The organism is Agromyces sp. 3263 (genome assembly GCF_031456545.1).
Taxonomy (GTDB): Bacteria; Actinomycetota; Actinomycetes; order Actinomycetales; family Microbacteriaceae; genus Agromyces.
The window spans coordinates 236772-251726 of sequence record NZ_JAVDUV010000002.1; the positions used below are offsets into that span (position 1 = coordinate 236772).

The window sequence follows — 14955 nt, forward strand, 5'->3', positions numbered from 1 at the left end:
CGCGTCAACCGCCGACGTGGATGGTCGGCCGCTCGGCCGGATCCTTCTCGACCTCTCGCAGGATCTCGCGGACCACAGGGGCCGTGTCGCCTCGCCCGAGCAGGATGTAGCGCACCATGTGCACGAGCGGGTTCCCCTCTGACCACTCGAAATACGCGTGGGGGAGGACGCCCGAGGCATCCCGCATCGCGACGAGGATCGCGGCGATCGCGTTGGGAGCGGCGGGGCTGTCGGCGCGGAGCACGCGATGGCCGTCGACGTCGACGCCCCGCACGTGGAGCACCTCGCGGAACTCGGACGGGTCCACGACGTGGATCTCGAGGAACAAGACGTCCGCCCGACCCGGCACCGGGTTGAGCCGGCGCTGTGCGCGTTCCTTCTGCTCGTACTCGGCGGCGTCTCCGACGCCCGGACGGTTCGCGATGACACTGAGCCGGCCGTCGTGCATCAGCGAATCCTGGATGAAGCGCCGGGCCGTCTCGTCGAACTCGATCCGGTCGGCTCTGATCTCGGTGGTGCGCGTCACCCTCGACACGATGGACACCACGACGATGCCGAGGATGAACATGGCTGAGATCGCGAGTCCGTCGGGCTTCTCGATGATGTTGTCGACGAGCGCGTACCCCAGCACCACGGTCAGCACCGCGAATCCGAGGATCGCCGGGGCCCGTCGGCGACGGAGGGCGGAGATGAGCACCGCCACGGACGCCGAGACCATCATGGCGAGGATGCCCGTGGCGTAGGCGCCGGCCTGGGCGTCGACGTCTGCCTGGAAGGCCACCGTGATCGCGATGCTGATTCCGGTGTACACGACCACGACGGGGCGGACCGCGCGACTCCAGTCGGGAGCCATGCCGTACGTGGGGAGGTACCGGGGCACGATGTTGATCAGGCCGGCCATCGCGGACGCGCCGGCGAACCACAGGATGAGGATGCTGCTGATGTCGTAGGCGGTGCCGAAGGCGTCGCCGAAGAACTCGTGGGCGAGGTAGGCGAGTGCGCGGCCGTTCGCCTGACCGCCCGGTTCGAACTGGTCCGCCGGGATCAGCAGGGTGGTGACGAGGCTGCTGGTGATCAGGAACACGCTCATGATCACGGCCGCCGCCGTGAGCAGCTTCTTCGTGTTCCGGATCCTCGAGGCGAGCCGCTCTTCGGGGGTCGTTCCCCGGGAGGCGACGAGCGGCATCATGCTCACGCCGGTCTCGAAGCCGGAGAGGCCGAGCACGAGCAGCGGGAAGGCCAGGACGGCCGGGACGATGACGTCGGTGAAGCCCCCGCCGCCTCGGGTGAGGGCGGCCCACCAGTCGGTGATGGTGGCCGGGTGGTCGATGATCTCGACCAGGCCGGTCGCGATCACGACGGCATTGAGGCCGAGGAACACGGCGACGAGCGGGATCGCGACGTTGACGGCTTCCGTGAACCCGAGGAGGAAGACACCGCCGAGCACGAGCAGGAAGACGATCGTGATGGCGACGGCCTGACCGCTGAGCGCTTCGGGCACGAGCGGATTCTCGATGAGGTGCACCGTCGCATCCGCCGAGGAGAGGGTGATGGTGATGATCCACGAGGTCGCGACGAAGCCGAGGAGCACGAGCACGACGATCTTTCCGCGCCAGAACGGAAGCAGCCGCTCGAGCATGGCCACCGAACCCTGGCCGTGCGGGCTCTCCTTCGCCACCTGGCGGTACATCGGGAGCATCCCGAGCAGGGTGAGGGCCACGATCAGGAGCGTGGCGATCGGCGACACGGCGCCGGCGGCCACGATGGCGATGGCGGGAAGGTAGGACAGCGTGGAGAAGTAGTCGACACCGGTCAGGCACATCACCTTCCACCAGGAATGCTGCTCGACGCTCGACTCCTCGACCTCCGGCCCCGCCGGCTGCACGGTGTGCTCGAGGAACCACCGGGTGAACCGGTTCTCGGGGCGGTGGGCATCCGGTCCCGGAACCCGCGCCGGGAATTCGAACTGGGACCAGTCGCGCATCACACTCCTCCGAGCCGCCGATCGGCGACGGACGATCGATCATCCCACCCCGTCGGCCGATCCAATAGGTCGACTCCCGAGCGAGGGGCGACCGGATCGTCAGCCGCGACGGCGCCACCAGGGACGGCGTGGCGTCGTCTGCTCACGCTCGAGGCGTGCGCGCTCCTCGATCGCCTGGCGCCGTCGGACTTCGCGCCGCTCGCGCCACGCACGGACCTCCGCATCGGCATCCCGCGTCGGGGTCACCACCGGTGGGCCGCCGAGCAGCTGGCGTCGCGCCTCGATCACGCGCCGGTTGAAGTCCTCGACGGCCTCGCGGACCTCGGATTCACGGTGCATCGCATCCAGGCGGGCCTCGAGCTGGCCGTTCTCGACTCGCAGGGTGAGCGCCGGCGGACCCAATCCGGTCAGCTGCTCGCGCTCGATCTTGCGGCGGATCCACCAGTCGGGATCGTGCTGCCCGTTCAGCCCTTCGAGGGGCTTTCCGGCGCCGGGAAGGTTGTCGAACTCGCCCCGACGGATCGCCTGTTGGATCGCGTTCTCCACGTACGCCGACCGCTCCGCCTGCGTGAACGATCGAGCCTGTTCCGCCGCCGCATCGGCGACATCGGGTGCTTCGCCACGGGCGATCGCCTCTTCACAGGCGGTGCGATCGAGCCGATACTGCCACGCGGCGCGCTGGGGATCGTCGCTCATCCTCGACCTCCCTCGCGGCGTCGGAATTCCCGTACTCCACGATACGACGGCGACCGCGTCACCCCGAATGCACGGCAGCGGGCGGCAGGTGACTGTGCCGGTCTTGTCGAACGTCGGTGCCGATCGGCAGACTGGCAGCACAGAGGCGAGGAGTCTGCCATGGCCGACGACGACGAGGTGCCGGTGACGGCCCACGTGATCAAGCCGCTCACTCCCGAGACCTTCCCGGCGTGGCTGGCCCTCGCGCAGAAGCACAACGGGGTCTGGGGAGGCTGCTACTGCTCGTACTTCCACGACGACACCGAGCACACCGCCAAGGACGAGGTCGATCGGCCGACGTTCAAGCAGCGACTCGTGGCGGAGGGCGTCGCGCATGCCGCGCTCGTCTTCGACGGCGACCATGCGATCGCGTGGTGCGAGTACGGCAGTCCGGTCGAACTGCCGAACATCTACCACCGCAAGCAGTACGACGCGGGCGAGACCGCACCGGCACCGTGGCGCATCACCTGCTTCTTCGTCGACCGCGACCACCGTCGGTCGGGGGTGGCCCGGGAGGCGCTGGACGGCGCGCTCGACCTGATCGCGCAGGCCGGCGGAGGCGAGGTGGTCTCGTTCCCCAACGAGCTGGTCCCGGGCAAGAAGACGTCGTCCTCCTTCCTCCACAACGGCACGAGGGCCATGTTCGAGAAGGCCGGATTCACGTTCGAGCGCCACATCGGCAAGAGCAAGACGGTGATGCGCAAGACGGTTCCACCGGCCCTCGGCTGACGCGGGCCGGGGGCTTCAAGGCTGACCGCCCTCCGGGTATCGTCGCTCGCATGTGCCGAAACATCCGAGTGCTCCACAACTTCGAGCCGCCGACGACCGATGACGAGGTGCGTGAGGCCGCGCTGCAATTCGTGCGAAAGGTCAGCGGATCGACGCACCCCTCGCGGGCGAACACCGAAGCGTTCGACCGGGCGATCGATGAGATCGCTCAGGCCACCCGACGGCTGCTCGACGGTCTCGTGACGAACGCGCCACCGAAGAACCGCGACCTCGAGGCGGTCAAGGGACGGGAGCGCCACGAGAAGCGGATGGAGCGCGAGGTCCGCATCCGAACCGCCTCAGCCTGAGCGGCATCCGATCGAGGCACTTGAATCACGGCACTGACAGGCGCAGAGTGGAGGGGTCGAGGGAGGTTCCATGCGCGACGCGATCGCCCAACCCGATGTCCTGCCGATGCTCTCCCCGGGTCGGCATCGCTCACCACGGCGCGGCGCCTGCTTCATGGAATTCGCGTCGTACCTCGCGGGGGAGCGTTGGAGCGACCATCCCGCATGCACGAACGCCACCCTGGCGCACCTCGCGCGATTGGTGAACGACTCCGTGAGCGATGCCGGCCGTGCCCGGCTCACGCCGCTCATCCCGACGGTCATCGGGCTGACGAGCGACGACCCGCTGCTCGATGTCCTCCTCGCCGTCCGTGCCGCCGCGGCCGCCCTCCCCGTCGCCGCGGAGGAGCGCCAGCGATCGCAGGCGGTGGGGCTGCGCATGGCGCTCCGAGTCCTCGCGGACCGCGACGACGAGCTCACCTCGGAGCCGCGCGAGCTCGCGGACGCCGCCCTTCGCAGCGCACCGGCAGCCGATGCCTGGGGCATCCGGTTCATCGAGAACGTCGGTCCGGGACGCCGCGGCATGAGCGCCCAGCAATGCCGGGACATCGTGACCGGCGCGGTCGACGGGATCGCGCGGGCGTGCGTCGGTGATCGCGACGATCGGCTCGTCACGCTCCTGACGGCGGCGGTGTCCGATACCGCGCGATTCGTGGACAGGTCGGGCCCGCGGCCCAGCGAGCAGGCTCCGCCCGCCTACCTCGCCGTTTCCAGCGTCGCCAGGGCCTGAAGGGCTCTGGGCAGGGAGTCGAACACCCCGACCTGGCGGTCGGCCCAGTCCCAGACCACGAAGGCGGATGCCGTGTGCCAGACGTGGCCCGCGACCGAGAAGCTCTCGCGGAGCTGGATGTCCCACCTTCCTTCGCCCGCTTCGATGACGTCGAACCCGTGAATCGCGTCCATGCCGCACCTCCGATCGTTTTCCGGCAACGTAGCCGCAGCACATGACGGACGTGTGACCTCGAGAAGAACGGCCAGAGACGAAGGTGCGGTCAGGACGACGCCCTCGACGCCGAGACCGCGTGTTCCGTGCTCCACGACGCGAGGAGCCTGAGGCGGTCCGCCGACGGGGATCCGGGTTCCGCGGTGTAGATGAGCAGGACCTGGCCGGGCTCCGCCGTGATGGCGAACTCCTCGTACGCCAGGGTGAGCTCGCCGACGATCGGATGGTTGAAACGCTTGGTCCCCGTGCCGTGCGTGCGCACGTTGTGCGCCGCCCAGAGGGTACGGAAGGTCTCGCTGTGCGTGGACAGTTCGCCGACGAGGTCCTGCAGTCCCTTGTCGTGCGGGTCGCGTCCGCCTTCGGCGCGCATGATCGCGACGCACATCTCGGCGAACCGGTCCCAGTCGGGGTAGAAGTCGCGCGCCGCGGGGTCGAGGAACTGGAATCGGGCGAGATTTGGCGTGCGGCCGTTGGTGCCGATGACGGGGGAGTAGAAGGCCGCACCGAGCGCATTGGTCGCGATGAGGTCCTGTCGCTGGTCGCGGACGAACGCGACCGCCTCGGTGATGGCCGAGAGCGCCCACTCCAGGCTCGGCCGCGGCATCGAGGAGCGCGTGGCACGGCGGCGCATCCGCCCGGATGACGGGATGCCGTCAGCGGCGCGCGCGAGGTCGAGCAGGTGGGCGCGTTCGGTGTCGTCGAGCTGCAGTGCCCGAGAGAGCGCGTCGAGCACCGCGGCGGATGCCCCCGCGATCGCGCCGCGCTCGAGCTTGGCGTAGTACTCGACGCTCACGCCGGCGAGCGAGGCGACCTCGCTCCGCCGCAGGCCGGGAACCCGTCGATTGCCGCCGGTGATCACGCCCGCGGATTCCGGCGCGAGCCGCGCGCGGCGCGACATCAGGAATTCGCGCACCTCGGATCGGTTGTCCATTCCGCCAGCGTACGTCGCGCGGCTTCCGCGAGGGGTGCCCTCCCAGTACACGCTCCGTCCGGGGCTCCCGAGCGCGATGGCCCGCGAGCAGGCTGGTGCACATGCTTCCCGACGCTCTCGCCCCGCGGCCTTCGCACAGCCGGTGGCTGCCGACACTGCTCCTGCTGCTCACGGTGTTCGGGCCGATCTCGATGGACCTGTACCTGCCGGCGCTGCCCGCGCTCACGGCGCAGCTCGGCGCCGCGACCTCCGTGGCGCAGCTCACGATCACCGCGTGCCTCGTCGGACTGGCCGCGGGCCAGCTCGTCGCGGGCCCGCTGTCCGACCGGTTCGGCCGCCGCGGCATCCTGCTGATCGGCATCCTCGCGTACATCGTCACGTCCGCCCTGTGCGCGATCAGTCCGACGATCGAGCTGCTGATCGCCGCCCGCCTGGTGCAGGGGCTCGCCGGCGGAGTCGGGATCGTCATCGCGCAGGCCGCGGGCCGTGACGTCTACTCGGGCGGGGCGCTGATCAGGTTCTACGGCCGGCTGACGGTGATCGGCGGTTTCGCCGCGGTCGTCGGCCCGCTCCTGGGCGGGCTGCTGAACACGATGACCGACTGGCGGGGCCTGTTCGTGCTCCTCGCCCTGATCGGTGTCGCGATCCTCGTCGTCACGCTCGTCGTGTTCCGCGAGACGCTGCCCCTCGAGCGTCGCACCGCCGGGGGCTTCGCCCACACCATCCGGGACTTCCGCATGCTGCTCGCCGACCGGGTCTTCGTCGGCGCGGTGTTGAACCAGGGCTTCCTCTACGCCGCACTGTTCGCCTACCTGGCCGGAGCCACCTTCGTGCTGCAGGACGTCTACGCGCTCTCGCCGCAGGAGTACGCGCTCGCATTCGGGCTGAACTCGGCCGGCTTCATGGTCTTCGGATACCTCGCCGGCCGCTCCTCCGAGCACTGGAGCGTCCGTGGCACCCTCACGATCGGGATCGCCGTCGCCGGGCTCGGCGCCGTCGGCCTGCTCGCCGCCGGCCTGAGCGCCGTGCCGCTGTGGGTCGTGCTCGCGTCGCTGTTCGCGCTGGTGGGCGGCGTGGCGATCACCTCCCCGCCGGCGACGACGATCGCCCTGGTCGGGTACCCGCAGGTCGCCGGCACGGCATCGTCGCTCCTCGGCATGGTGCGCTTCGGCTTCGGCGGGGTCGCCGCGCCGCTCGTCGGCATCGCCGGGGCCACGAGCATCCTGCCCCTCGGCGTGGTCACGGTGACCGCGGTCGCGCTTGCCGGGGTCGCCTTCGCCGCCCTCGGCAGGTCGCGGCCGAAGGCCGCCGCGCCGTCGACGCCCTCGGCCGAGCCGGCCCTCCACTGAGCTGCGAGCAGCCGCACCGAACACCACCCTCACCGAACACGAAGGAGCACCCCATGCGTGGAGTGATCATGTACGCACCAGGCGACGTCCGCGTCGAGGACCGCGACCGCCCGTCGATCGTCGAGCCGACCGATGCCGTCATCCGCCTCAGCGCGTCCTGCATCTGCGGGTCTGACCTCTGGCCGTATCGCGGCGCTGAGCCGGTGGACCGCACCCCGATGGGCCACGAGTACGTCGGCGTGGTCACCGAGATCGGCGACGAGGTGGAGGACATCAGGATCGGCGACTTCGTCGTCGGATCGTTCTTCGCGTCCGACAACACCTGCGAGATCTGCCGTGCCGGCTACCAGACCCATTGCGTGCACCGCCAGCCCGGCGCGCCGACGGGCGCACAGTCGGAGTACGCCCGCATCCCCCTCGCCGACGGCACCCTGGTGGCCACGCCCGCCCATCCCGATCCCGACCTGATCCCGTCGCTCCTCGCCGCCTCCGACGTGCTGGGCACCGGGTGGTTCGCCGCCGTCGCCGCGGAGGCGGGCCCCGGCAAGACGGTCGCGGTCGTCGGCGACGGCGCGGTCGGCCTGCTCGGCATCCTCGCGGCCAGGGAGCTCGGCGCCGAACGGATCATCGCGATGAGCCGCCACGCCGACCGGCAGGCGCTCGCCCGCGAGTTCGGGGCCACCGACGTGGTCGAGGAGCGCGGGGATGCCGGCGTCGCGAAGATCAGGGAACTCACCGACGGGCTCGGGGCGCACAGCGTCATCGAGGCGGTGGGCACGCAGGAGTCGATGATGCAGGCGATCCGCGCCACCCGCGCCGGCGGGCACGTCGGCTATGTCGGGGTCGCCCATGACGTCGCGCTCGACGGGCAGGAGCTCTTCTTCTCGGGGGTGCACCTGCACGGGGGACCAGCCCCGGTGCGCCGATTCCTCCCCGAGCTGATCGAGCTGATCTGGGCCCGAAGGATCGACCCCGGCAAGGTCTTCGACCTCTCGCTTCCCCTCGAGGAGGCGGCGGAGGGCTACCGGGCGATGGACGAACGGCGAGCCGTCAAGGTGCTGCTCACCACGGACTGATCGGGGCGCATCCCGTCAGCTGCTCGCGAAGCGGGCGATCATCCGCTGGGCGAGGGGAGCGGGCGACATCATCGGCGTGCCGTGATGTCCGCCCTCGAGCACTTCGAACTCGATGGAGGGCGCCACCTCGGCGAGCGACCGCGCACCGGCGCGGAAGAACGGCTCGCTGCGCGAGCCCACGATGACGACGCCCGGTGCCGTGAGCTCCTTCCAGCGATCGGCCGGGAGCGGTCGGCCGTCCTGCAGGCCCTCCAGTACGGCGAAGTCGTAGCGGACGGTCGGCACGATGCGCTTCGCCCGCCGCCACATCGGCATGAGGCGCATCATCGCGACGAAGACGGGTGGCACGCCTACCGCCTCCGTGAAGAACGCTGCGGATGCCGCGCCGGTCCGGCCGTCCGCGACGTCCGCGGCGATCCGACGGGGGAGGTCGTGCGGGACCGGGGCCCTGCTGTCGTCGACGATGAACGGGGGCTCGTAGATCACGAGGCCCGTGACGGCGTCGCCCAGGCGTGCGGCAGCCTCGAGGGCGAGCGCCGCTCCCGACGAACTGCCGAAGAGGATGGCCCGACCGCCGTGCGCCGCGATGACGGCTGCGACGTCGGCGACCTCGTTGGCGACATCCGTGCCGGTGGGATCGGCGTCGCCGCTGTCGCCGCGCCCGCGGCGGTCGTAGCCGACGACCGTGAAGTGCGGTGCGAGCGCGGTCGTGAGCTTGGCGGAGTCGCGGCGGGTCGCCATGGCGGGGTCGACGAGGACGAGGAGAGGGCCGGTGCCGACGGCCTGCGTGGTCAGGCGTGTTCCGTCGGCGGAGACGACGGTCGAGGTCGCGGGTGCGGCGGTGGAGTTCGCTCCGCCGACGCGCGTGCTGCTCATGATGGCGTTCCCTTCTCGAGATGACGGTCGAGGCGGTCGAATCCGCCCCGCCACCCCTCCACCATGCCGATGGCGGCGATTCGCTCCAGGCGGGCGATGGAGGGGAACCTGGTGTGCAGGACGAGCCGAGTGCGGCCGGGGTCGAGCCCGAAGAACTCGACCGTCACCGCCTGCGACTCGGGATCGAGGTCGGCGCCCGTGGCGTCCGAGAAGCCCTCGACGTACGCCAGCACCGCGTGATCGATGACCTCGCTGTAGATCGAGCGGATCCACACCTCGGGTTCGCTGCTGCCGACGGGGCCCATGCCGAAGTGCCACAGCCCACCCGGACGAACGTCGAGCGAGCGCACGGTCGTCGCCCAGCCTTCCGGCCCCCACCACGCTTCGAGCTCCTCGGCTACGGTCCACGAACGCCACACGCGGTCGGGATCGGCGCCGAGTTCGCGCTCGAGGGTGATCTCGCGCCGCTCGAGGTCCTTGACCATGCGAAGGGCCGTCATACGGGGTCCTCGCTGCGGCGCAGGTGGGCGTCGAGGCGGTCGAGGCGGCTCTCCCACACCGCGGCGAAGGAATCGAGCCATCCGTCGATCTCTTGGAACGGAGCCTCCTCGAGGTCGTAGATGCGACGTTGGGCGTCGACGCGCGCGGCGACCATGCCGGCGTCGCTCAGGACGCGCAGATGCTTGGAGACCAGCGGCTGGCGCAGGTCGAGCGTTGCGGCGATCTCGCCGACGGAACGCGGCCCGTGGTCGCGCAGCAGCTCGACGATGGCGAGCCGATTCGGCTCGGAGAGTGCGTTCAGTGATTCGATCACGAGCCTTAGTATCACTCGCTGGTAATATAACTGTCAAGAGATAAACGATGCGACCGCGAGTTCCTCCACTCGGGCGGGGTCTGCGAGCACGTCGAGCCCGACGATCCGGTCGCCGTCGAGCTCGAACGCCATGATCGACACGACCCGCCCGTGCATGATGGCCGCGACGCCGGGTCGGCCGTCGATGAGCACGGGGGTCGAATGCGCCGCCAGCCTCCCCGCGAGCACCGCCTGCCCGGCGATGGCCTGGGCACCATCCACGAGCTGCACCGTGGTGCCATAATCGGCCCGAAGCACGGCGCCGTCGTCGAGCAGTTCCAGCAGGGCCCGCACGTCGCCGTCACGCGCCGCGATGAGCCACGCGTCGACGATGCGTCGGCCGCGGTCACGGTCGGGGCGCGCGGGGCTCTCGGCGCCGCGCACCCGGCGACGTGCTCGAGACGCGAGCTGGCGGGCCGCCTCGGGGGAGCGGTCGAGCACGTCGGCCACTTCGTCGAAGGAGCGGCCGAACACGTCGTGGAGCACGAGCGCGATGCGTTCGGCAGGGCTGAGGGTCTCGAGCAGCACGAGCAGCGCCACGCTCACCTGGTCGCTCTGCGCCACGAGCTCGGCCGGGTCGGCCTCGGGTGCGACGGGTTCATCCCGCCAGGGCTCGACCTGCCACGAGTGCTCGCGCTTCCGGCGCGGTGCGCGGAGCAGGTCGAGGCTCACTCGGGACACCACGGTCGTCAGCCAGGCCTCGAGGTTGTCGATGCCGTCGACGTCCACGCGTTCAAGCCGGAGCCACGTCTCCTGCACGGCATCGTCGGCGTCAGCGGGCGAGCCGAGCAGCCGTGTCGCGATGGCGTGCAGCCGGGGCCGTTCGGACTCGAACCGCCGGGCCAACATTCGTCGATCGGTCATGTCACATCTCCTCGGTGTCGTTCGTCGTGATGTCGACGAGGGAACGCCCTCCGTTGTGACACGGGAGGAACACCAATATGAACGCACCTCTGCTCGTGACGGGCGGCACCGGCACCATCGGCGGCCGCGTCGTCCCAATGCTGCGCGAGGCCGGCCGCGACGTCCGCATCCTGACCCGCCACCCGCGCGAGGCCGCGCCCGGCATCCATCATGTCGAAGGCGATACCGTCGCCGGCCGAGGACTCGCCGCGGCACTCGACGGGGTGAAGGTCGTGCTCCACCTCGCCGGCGGTGCGAAGGGGGACGACGTCGCGGCGCGGAACCTCGCCGCTGCGGCGCGCGATGCCGGAGTGCAGCACCTCATCCTGATCTCGGTGATCGGCGCCGACCACATGCCGATTGGCTACTTCCGCGCCAAGGCGGAGGCGGAGCGGGCGATCGCCGGATCCGGCGTGCCGTGGTCGGTGCTCCGCGCCGCACAGCTCCACGACTTCGTCCTCCCGGTGGTGGGCGGCATGGCCAAGCTGCCCCTCCTTCCCGTGCCGGGCGGCCTCCGCTTCGAGCCCGTGGACGTCGGCGACGTCGCCGCGCGCCTCACTGAGATCGCCCTCGGCCGGCCGTCGGGGCGTGTGGCCGACCTGGCCGGACCCGAGGTGCTGGACATCCCGCAGCTCGCCGCCGCACTCGTCGAAGCCAGGGGCGGACGGATGCGTCGTCGACTGCCGATCCGGATGCCGGGGGCCGTCGGCCGCGCCTACCGTGGCGGCGCCAACCTCGCGGGCGCCGACGCGCAGCGCGGCAGCGTCACGTGGCGTGAGTTCCTCACCGCCCAGGGCTCGACGCCCCGGCAGGCGACGACCTCGCGCTGAGCGCAGCCGCGGCCGTCATTCTGCGCGGTGCGCCGGTGCGACGACGAGCGCATCAACGGCCTCGTGGCCGCGGAGTTCTCGCATGCGCTCGACCACCGCGTCGACGACGGTCGGGCCGAGCGCACGGCACACGATGCTGTTCGCGTTGATGGCCTCGAGCCCGCCGGCGCGGATGCGGATGACCTCCCAGCCCACCTCGGCGAGCGCCTCGTCCTTCTCCACGTCGGAGCCCTGCTTCAGGCCGCTGTGAGCCCGTCGGGAGCGCCCCGGGTCGTCGTACTCGATCGCGATGCGCAGCTGCGGCACGAGGATGTCGGGCCAGACCTCCTGGCGTCCGTAGAACGTGCGCGCGATGCGGACCGCGTTGACGCCGTGGTGGAGGCGGATGCGTTCGGCCAGCAGCACCCGGAGCCGCTGCTCGGTCTGCGACGTGCGTGTGCGCAGGCCCGGATTCATGTAGGCCACCCCGGCCTCCCGAACCGAGCTCGGGCCGGCCGCGTTGGTGCCGCACTTCGGGCATCCGGGTCCGGTGAGGACCTCGCGCACCGAGGCCGTGTAGCGATCGTGGCCTCGAGCGCACCGCCAGTCGTATGCGGCGCCCACCCTCGTCTCGTGGGCGAGAGCGCGTCGTTGGGCCGGAGCGACCCGGCCGAGGAGCTCGCCGCGGCTGCGATGCGTCTCGTGGATGAGCATGCAGAGCGGGCACACGCGGCCGAGCCGCACGGCGCCCGGATCGTCGACGCCGGCGCCGTGCCCGCACCGGAAGCTCACCGCGACCATGCTCGCCCGTCTCGCCGTTCCATGGCTCCATGGTGACGGTCGCCGCCGACATCGGCGTGCGCGTGAGCGGGTCATGTCATCGGCGCCCACGAGAATGGGGAGGTGCAGGTGGTCGTCGCAGCGGGGGAGTCGGGTCGCGTCGTCCTCATCGACCCCGACCGTCCGTCGGAGCCGATCGCGGTCGGCGGCGACGAGCACCTGCCCGAGGTGATGCGTCGGCTCGAGGCCCAGCATCGTCCGCGCTGGGTGTGGGTCGACGCGCGTGCCTTCTATCCGGTGCTGCTCGATGCCGGGGTGCGAGTCGAGCGCTGCCACGACCTGCGGCTGTGCGCGGCGATCCTCGACCATGCGGTGGCGACTGAGCAGGCGAGGTCGAGCGGGCGATATCCCCGTCCCGACTGGGTGCCGGCCGGCCCCTCGGAGGCGGGGTCCGACGTGGGCGGCCAGCCACGCCCCTCGCCCGTGGGCGCCGCCCACAGCACGCTCTTCGACCTCGACGCCCTGAGTGGGCTCGACGCACCCACCGAGGCGGTCCCCGCGCCGCCTCGCGTCGCCCCGACCGGGCAGCCGGCAGCGCGGGCCGTCCTCGACGAGCTCGCGCGCCAGCTCGCCCTCGTCGAGGCGAGCGACGATCCGCGCGCCCTGCGCCTGTTGCTCGCAGCCGAGTCCGCCGGGGCCCTGATCGCCCTGGAGATGCGCGCGGCCGGGCTGCCGTGGAACCGCACGGTGCACGAGGGCGTCCTCGAGGCCGAACTCGGTCCGCGGCCGTCCCAGGGGCGCAAGCCGGCGCGCATGGACGAGCTCGCCGCGCGGGTGCGGCTCGACCTGGAGGCCCCCGGACTGAACCTCGACTCCCAGGTCGACCTCCTGCGCGCCATCCGGGGCGCTGGCATCCAGGTCGACTCCACGTCGCGGTGGGAGTTGCGCGAGCACGACCACCCGGCGATCGAACCGCTCATCGACTACAAGAAGCTGGCACGGCTGCTGAGCGCGAACGGCTGGTCCTGGCTCGACGAGTGGATCGCCGACGGCCGGTTCCGCCCCGAGTACGTGCCGGGCGGCACCGCGACCGGACGGTGGGCGACCTCGGGCGGGGGAGCGCTGCAGCTGCCCAAGAACGTCCGCGCGGCGGTCGTCGCCGACCCCGGGTGGACGCTCGTCGTCGCCGACGCCGCCCAGCTCGAGCCGAGGGTGCTCGCCGGAATGGCGCGCGACGAGTCGATGGCGACGGCCGGCCGGGGTCGCGACCTCTATCGCGGCCTCGTCGACTCGGGCGTGGTGGCCACGCGTGACGAGGCGAAGATCGCGATCCTCGGTGCCATGTACGGCGCGACCACGGGCGACAGCGGTCGCCTGGTTCCGCGACTTGCGCGCGCGTTCCCACGCGCCATGCAGCTCGTCGACCGTGCGGCTCGCGACGGTGAGCGCGGTCGCTCCGTCAGCACGCTGCTCGGTCGATCCTCGCCGCTGCCGTCCGCGGACTGGCGGGCGGTGCAGGCTCGTGCGAGCCAGCCCGACGCGACCGCCGCCGACGAACGCCGTGCCCGATCCTCGGCCAGGGACTGGGGGCGCTTCACGCGCAACTTCGTGGTGCAGGGGAGCGCCGCCGAGTGGTCGCTGTGCTGGATGGCGGCGCTCCGCGGCCGCCTGGCGGAGCTCGGCGCACAGCCGCCGACCTCCGTGACGCGGGCCATCGCCTCCGGCCCCGTGTTCGAGCGGGCGCCGCACCTCGTGTACTTCCTGCACGACGAGATCATCGTGCACACGCCTCGCGAGCTGGCCGACGAGGTCGCTGCAGCGGTGGAGACGGCCGCGAAGGGTGCCGGCCGGTTGCTGTTCGGCGACTTCCCGGTGGAGTTCCCCCTCGACCTCGCGGTCGTCGACAGTTACGCGTCAGCCGGCTGAGGCTCGGAGCGACGGGGCTCGGGCACGTCCTCGGCCGGCCCTCCGGGTCGCCGGCCGCGCTTCGGTCGATCGGTGCTCGGGGCGAAGGGCAGCCGCGTCGTGCCGGCGAGCGAGGCGAGCCAGGCGAGTGCCGCCTCAGTGCGGTGCAGTTCAGCGGATGCCGCGAGCCGGCCGAGTGCGGCCTCGGCTCGCCGTGCAGCCGACCCGTCCTCGCCGCTCGCCTCATGGTCGGCGTCCGAGCCGTCGGCCGTGGCCGCAGCCGCCGCGGATGCCGCGAGCCGGCGTTGCGCCCACCTCTCGCGCTCCGCCGACACGACGGCCGCCGCATCGCACCCTGGAAGCGACCACGCCACGAGCACCCGGTCGACGGTCTCGTCCCATGGGTCCCCGCCTGAGGCATCCGCCCCACCGAGCCAGGCCGTCGCCGCACCCTCGCCCGCTACGGTGAGCCGATGCAGCGGCAGGCCGTCGCTCGTCGATCCGGCCGACTCGATGAGCCCCTGCTTGGTGAGCCGTTCGAGCGTCGCGTACGTCTGGCCGACGTTCACCACCCGACGGCCGCCGGTGCGGGCCGGGAGCCCGCCGTGCAGCTGGAAGCCGTACGCGGGTCCGGCGGTGAGCAGTGCGAGCAGTGCATCGCGCACGGCCATGGAGTGCCTCCCTGAGGGATGAGAA

17 protein-coding genes are annotated in these 14955 nt (G+C 71.4%); 7 read left to right on the forward strand and 10 right to left on the reverse strand.

Translation table 11 applies throughout. The features are described from left to right. Positions 1-4: 4 nt before the first annotated feature. Both J2X63_RS14285 and J2X63_RS14290 read right to left on the reverse strand, forming a co-directional pair. The gene (locus J2X63_RS14285) at positions 5-1984 is read right to left on the reverse strand and encodes an amino acid transporter (protein WP_309978401.1); all 1980 of its coding nucleotides are present in this window, start codon (positions 1982-1984) and stop codon (positions 5-7) included. Positions 1985-2083: 99 nt separating this feature from the next. Continuing rightward, the gene (locus J2X63_RS14290) at positions 2084-2680 is read right to left on the reverse strand and encodes a DUF1992 domain-containing protein (RefSeq protein WP_309978403.1); all 597 of its coding nucleotides are present in this window, start codon (positions 2678-2680) and stop codon (positions 2084-2086) included. 159 nt (positions 2681-2839) lie between these two features. Here J2X63_RS14290 and J2X63_RS14295 point away from each other — a divergent pair, with 159 nt between their 5' ends. The 3 genes from J2X63_RS14295 (at position 2840) to J2X63_RS14305 (ending at position 4564) form a co-directional block, all read left to right on the forward strand. Next, positions 2840-3448 (forward strand): GNAT family N-acetyltransferase, encoded by a 609-nt coding sequence (locus tag J2X63_RS14295; protein ID WP_309978405.1) that lies wholly within the window; start codon positions 2840-2842, stop codon positions 3446-3448. A 50-nt stretch (positions 3449-3498) separates the two neighbouring features. Then, positions 3499-3795, forward strand: coding sequence for a DUF2277 domain-containing protein (locus J2X63_RS14300; protein WP_309978407.1), 297 nt, complete (start codon positions 3499-3501; stop codon positions 3793-3795). Positions 3796-3865: 70 nt separating this feature from the next. After that, entirely contained in the window at positions 3866-4564 is a 699-nt protein-coding gene (locus J2X63_RS14305) for a hypothetical protein (protein WP_309978409.1), read from the forward strand. On the opposite strand, the gene J2X63_RS14310 is transcribed toward J2X63_RS14305, so the two are convergent. Both J2X63_RS14310 and J2X63_RS14315 read right to left on the reverse strand, forming a co-directional pair. Further along, positions 4531-4737: a hypothetical protein gene (locus J2X63_RS14310; RefSeq protein WP_309978410.1), complete on the reverse strand. Its 207-nt coding sequence runs from the start codon at positions 4735-4737 to the stop codon at positions 4531-4533. The genes J2X63_RS14305 and J2X63_RS14310 overlap by 34 nt on opposite strands. An 89-nt stretch (positions 4738-4826) precedes the next feature. Next, positions 4827-5708, reverse strand: coding sequence for a helix-turn-helix transcriptional regulator (locus J2X63_RS14315; protein ID WP_309978412.1), 882 nt, complete (start codon positions 5706-5708; stop codon positions 4827-4829). 101 nt (positions 5709-5809) lie between these two features. Between J2X63_RS14315 and J2X63_RS14320 the strand changes: the two genes are divergently transcribed. Beyond that, a complete protein-coding gene (locus tag J2X63_RS14320; RefSeq protein ID WP_309978415.1) occupies positions 5810-7057 on the forward strand; it encodes a multidrug effflux MFS transporter in 1248 nt (415 codons plus the stop codon). A 53-nt stretch (positions 7058-7110) separates the two neighbouring features. Continuing rightward, entirely contained in the window at positions 7111-8133 is a 1023-nt protein-coding gene (locus tag J2X63_RS14325; RefSeq protein WP_309978417.1) for a zinc-dependent alcohol dehydrogenase family protein, read from the forward strand. A gap of 15 nt (positions 8134-8148) precedes the next feature. On the opposite strand, the gene J2X63_RS14330 is transcribed toward J2X63_RS14325, so the two are convergent. The 4 genes from J2X63_RS14330 to J2X63_RS14345 are packed head-to-tail and all read right to left on the reverse strand — an operon-like array spanning position 8149 to position 10726. Next, complete coding sequence (locus tag J2X63_RS14330) at positions 8149-9009, reverse strand: alpha/beta hydrolase (protein ID WP_309978419.1); 861 nt, start codon at positions 9007-9009, stop codon at positions 8149-8151. Then, positions 9006-9509: an SRPBCC domain-containing protein gene (locus J2X63_RS14335; protein WP_309978421.1), complete on the reverse strand. Its 504-nt coding sequence runs from the start codon at positions 9507-9509 to the stop codon at positions 9006-9008. The genes J2X63_RS14330 and J2X63_RS14335 overlap by 4 nt, the downstream gene beginning before the upstream one ends. Continuing rightward, entirely contained in the window at positions 9506-9823 is a 318-nt protein-coding gene (locus tag J2X63_RS14340; RefSeq protein ID WP_309978423.1) for a metalloregulator ArsR/SmtB family transcription factor, read from the reverse strand. The genes J2X63_RS14335 and J2X63_RS14340 overlap by 4 nt, the downstream gene beginning before the upstream one ends. Positions 9824-9856: 33 nt before the next feature. Then, positions 9857-10726 carry a sigma-70 family RNA polymerase sigma factor gene (locus tag J2X63_RS14345; RefSeq protein ID WP_309978426.1) on the reverse strand — a complete coding sequence of 290 codons (870 nt, stop codon included), beginning with the start codon at positions 10724-10726 and terminating at the stop codon, positions 9857-9859. A 77-nt stretch (positions 10727-10803) separates the two neighbouring features. Between J2X63_RS14345 and J2X63_RS14350 the strand changes: the two genes are divergently transcribed. After that, positions 10804-11595 carry an NAD(P)H-binding protein gene (locus J2X63_RS14350; protein WP_309978428.1) on the forward strand — a complete coding sequence of 264 codons (792 nt, stop codon included), beginning with the start codon at positions 10804-10806 and terminating at the stop codon, positions 11593-11595. A 15-nt stretch (positions 11596-11610) separates the two neighbouring features. Here the strand turns inward: J2X63_RS14350 and J2X63_RS14355 are convergent, their stop codons facing one another. Then, positions 11611-12366 carry a hypothetical protein gene (locus J2X63_RS14355; protein WP_309978431.1) on the reverse strand — a complete coding sequence of 252 codons (756 nt, stop codon included), beginning with the start codon at positions 12364-12366 and terminating at the stop codon, positions 11611-11613. A gap of 117 nt (positions 12367-12483) precedes the next feature. On the opposite strand from J2X63_RS14355, the gene J2X63_RS14360 reads away from it, so the two are divergent. Next, positions 12484-14280 carry a bifunctional 3'-5' exonuclease/DNA polymerase gene (locus J2X63_RS14360; protein ID WP_309980151.1) on the forward strand — a complete coding sequence of 599 codons (1797 nt, stop codon included), beginning with the start codon at positions 12484-12486 and terminating at the stop codon, positions 14278-14280. Here J2X63_RS14360 and J2X63_RS14365 read toward each other — a convergent pair. Further along, complete coding sequence (locus tag J2X63_RS14365; RefSeq protein WP_309978433.1) at positions 14262-14930, reverse strand: helix-turn-helix transcriptional regulator; 669 nt, start codon at positions 14928-14930, stop codon at positions 14262-14264. The two genes, J2X63_RS14360 and J2X63_RS14365, sit on opposite strands and share 19 nt — an antisense overlap. Positions 14931-14955 lie beyond the last annotated feature (25 nt).